General features: G+C 50.6%; 1 pseudogene. It reads left to right on the forward strand.

The window, feature by feature from the left end:
• Window positions 1-154, forward strand: a pseudogene (locus ACRHNM_RS17860) (coenzyme A pyrophosphatase); the annotation flags it as partial.
• Window positions 155-243: the final 89 nt, after the last annotated feature.

Raw genomic sequence — 243 nt, forward strand, 5'->3', positions numbered from 1 at the left:
GCTATCCAGGGAATGCCGGGAGGTGCGACGGATGACAACCTCGTACGCAACGGACATTGAGGTACGCGCCTTTCTGCTGAAGGGCCATGTGGTATGGGGGGCGACAGCCATGATGCTCAATGAGCTGAAAAGCCTCCTGGAGGAGGTGCTCTGAACCTATTTTTGTATTTTAGCCTTCCTATGGGATTATTTAAAAAGAATCCATTCGGACATATCCTGTTCCTGAAAAAGTGGGTGATCCGC

The sequence above is a fragment of the Psychroserpens mesophilus genome, from assembly GCF_050617655.1.
GTDB lineage: Bacteria > Bacteroidota > Bacteroidia > Flavobacteriales > Flavobacteriaceae > Psychroserpens > Psychroserpens mesophilus_A.